This window comes from Acidimicrobiia bacterium, assembly GCA_036396535.1.
Lineage (GTDB): Bacteria > Actinomycetota > Acidimicrobiia > Spongiisociales > UBA5794 > DASWKR01.
The window spans coordinates 1-2,570 of the sequence record DASWKR010000023.1 but is presented as its reverse complement, the minus strand read 5'-3'; the positions used below and the strand labels follow the sequence as shown (position 1 = coordinate 2,570).

At 66.8% G+C, this 2,570-nt stretch carries 4 protein-coding genes; all 4 read right to left on the bottom strand.

Annotation, left to right across the window (positions count from 1 at the left end; translation table 11 throughout):
• The coding region (locus VGC47_03580; GenBank protein ID HEX9854369.1) for a hypothetical protein at window positions 1–663 on the bottom strand (663 nt) is incomplete at its 3' end.
• Window positions 660–1,712 (bottom strand): HEAT repeat domain-containing protein, encoded by a 1,053-nt coding sequence (locus VGC47_03575; protein HEX9854368.1) that lies wholly within the window; start codon window positions 1,710–1,712, stop codon window positions 660–662. The genes VGC47_03580 and VGC47_03575, both read right to left, overlap by 4 nt.
• 1 nt (window position 1,713) lies before the next feature.
• Entirely contained in the window at window positions 1,714–2,361 is a 648-nt protein-coding gene (locus VGC47_03570; protein HEX9854367.1) for a response regulator transcription factor, read from the bottom strand.
• A partial coding sequence (locus VGC47_03565) for a sigma 54 modulation/S30EA ribosomal C-terminal domain-containing protein (GenBank protein ID HEX9854366.1) occupies window positions 2,358–2,570 on the bottom strand: 213 nt, incomplete at its 5' end. The genes VGC47_03570 and VGC47_03565, both read right to left, overlap by 4 nt.

Below are 2,570 nucleotides of genomic sequence, written 5' to 3'. Positions count from 1 at the left end.
GCGGATCTGCTCCTTGCTCAGCCCGACGAACCGGCCGAGCGCCATCGAGAGCAGGCAGACGTTGACCGAGTGGTAGTAGGTGATCTCGTCGTGGTTCTGCACCGTCGCCATGAGGAGGGACGACCCGGCGTCGGCGGCGCCACCTGCGATGAACTCGTCGACCACGTCGAGGACCTCACCGAGCTGGAGTGATCGGCTGTCGGAGACGCCTCGCAGCGTGTCGAGCGACTCGGCGTAGGTGCGGCGGAGCCCGGACATGGGGCGGATGTCGAGGTCGGACGTGGACACCGCCCGCTCGTTGATCCTGACGGTGCCTCCAGCCGGCAGGTCCGACGAGTGGCCGACCACGAGGGCGGCGAGATCGGCGAGATCCCGGCGCGTCGCCCCCTTCTGGATCGTTATCGAGTCGATCTTGCGCTGTTTGATCGACTTGAGCAGCGTGTGGAACTCCGTAGAAGCATGCGCCAGCATCGTCCGATCCAGGTAGAAGGCGTCGGCGGCGACGCTTATCACCGCTTCGCCCGGCCCCGCCGTCAGCACCTCGGCAGCGTCGGCGAGGGCGGTGACCGCGGCTTCTTTCAGGTCCTCGTCACCGGCGCGCCGTATCCGCTGGCCGGCATGCGACAGCGCACGGAGAAAGTTACGTCCGAGGAGCTCGCTCATCCCATCCGCTCCAGTGCCGCCCGGGCGGCATCACGGACCGTGCGGTTCGCTCCAAAGGAGGCGCGCTTGGCGGCGAGCTTCTCGAGGGCGGAGCGGGCCGCCTCCGAGCGGCGCTCGGCGATCACGTCCACGAGACGTCGAGCTTCGTCGGAGCTCGGCATCTCCGAGTCGAGCACACCGGCGACGCCGGACACCACGTCGTCGCTGGGAGACGCCCGCAACAGCGAGACCGCCGCCTGGCGCATCTTCGGGCTCTCGTCGTTCAGGGCCCTCAAGGCATAGACGATCCCGTCGTCCTGGGTGATGGCCGCGAGGGCGCGCAGCACCTCGACTCGCACTCGATCATCCGGATGATCGAAGACCGCTTCGAGAGCAGGCACCGCCGTCGCTCGCCCGGTGCGTCCCACGGCCGTTGCCAGGTTGCGGACGACGAACCATCGGTGGTCGCGCAGGTAAGGGGTGAGCAGCCTCACGTCGGACCTGCCCGCCACGCCGAGATACTCGACCAGATGCCGGCGGTTGACCGGAGGGTTCTCGGCCGTGATCCCGGCTACCAGGTACTCGACGAGCGGCTCGCCCCACGCCATGAGCAATGGCGCCGCCGACGGCGGGTCGCCCGCCTTGACGAGCTTCTGAACCAGCTCCTCGAGGAGATCCTCCCTCGACAGCTCGCGAACCGCCTCGGCGACATGTATGGCGAACTCGTGAGGGAACACCGGCGATTCGGCGACGGCCCGCATCCAGGTGCCGGCGGCGGCGAAGTCGCCGCGGCGGATCGCCGCGGCCACCTTGCCCGTCCAGACGCGCAGAACCCTGCGGAATCGCTCCGGACGGTGCTCGATTCGCAGAAGGTCGCGGAGGACGCCAATCCCGGCATGAACGTCGTCGCCTCGCCCCGGGAAGTCGGCGCGCACCCGTTCGAGGAGGGCGGTGTCGGCAGAGCCCGACGGCGAGGTGGAGTCGAATACGGCTCGAACCCGCTCGAATTGCTCGCCGCTCCAGTCGACCCGTTCATCGGGGGTCGTACCGGCGGTAGGTTGATCGCCCATGTCAGAGCTCGATCAGGTGCTCACGAATCGCGTACAGCACGGCCTCGTTGCGGGAGTGGAGTCCCAGCTTGTCGAGGATGTTGCGCACGTGATTCTTCACGGTGTTCTCACTGATGAATAGCACGTGGCCGATGTCTTTCGATGTCATTCCCTTCGCCACGTGCCGGAGCACCTCGATCTCCCTCCCCGTCAGCGCGGGTCGGCGAGGTGCCACGAAGTCCTGGTGGCGGAGGAGCTGAGAGAGGACATCGAGCAGCTTCCCGGTCATCAGCCCGGAGATCGCCGCCCCACCCGAGGCGACGGAGTGGAGCGACCTGGCGAGCTCGTCGAAGGGCGAGTCCTTCACCAGGTATCCCCTGGCGCCCGCCTTGATGCATTCGAGGAGGTCCTCCTCCGACTCGCTGGCACTGAGCATCACGACATGGGAGTCGGGAGACACCGCCCTGATCTTCCCGACTGCATCGAGCCCGGAGACGCCGGGCATGAGGATGTCGAGGAGGACGAGGTCGGGCTGGAGCGACTCGGCCCGGGAGATCGCGGCCTCGGCGTCGTCGGCCTCTCCGGCGACGTCGAATCCTTCACGCGCCAACGCGGCGGCGAGGCCGGTTCGGAAGAGATCGACGTCGTCTACGACGAGAACACTGGTCACTCTGGTTCGATCAGCCCGAGCGATCCTCCACGCCGTCGATACAGGACGCCATAACGGTCCGTATCCGCGTTGAGGAACAGATAGAAGCTGTGTCCGAGCAGTTCCATCTGAAGGGCTGCCTCCTCGGGAGCCATCGGTTTGACCAAGAATCGCTTGACACGGTCGATCCGAAGCTCGTTGTCGTCTTCGCTGTGTTCTTCGACGCTCGT

Excerpts from the sequence above, each read along its gene's own strand:
- VGC47_03575 (HEX9854368.1), bottom strand. The coding sequence starts at position 1,712 with ATGGGCGATCAACCTACCGCCGGTACGACCCCCGATGAACGGGTCGAC.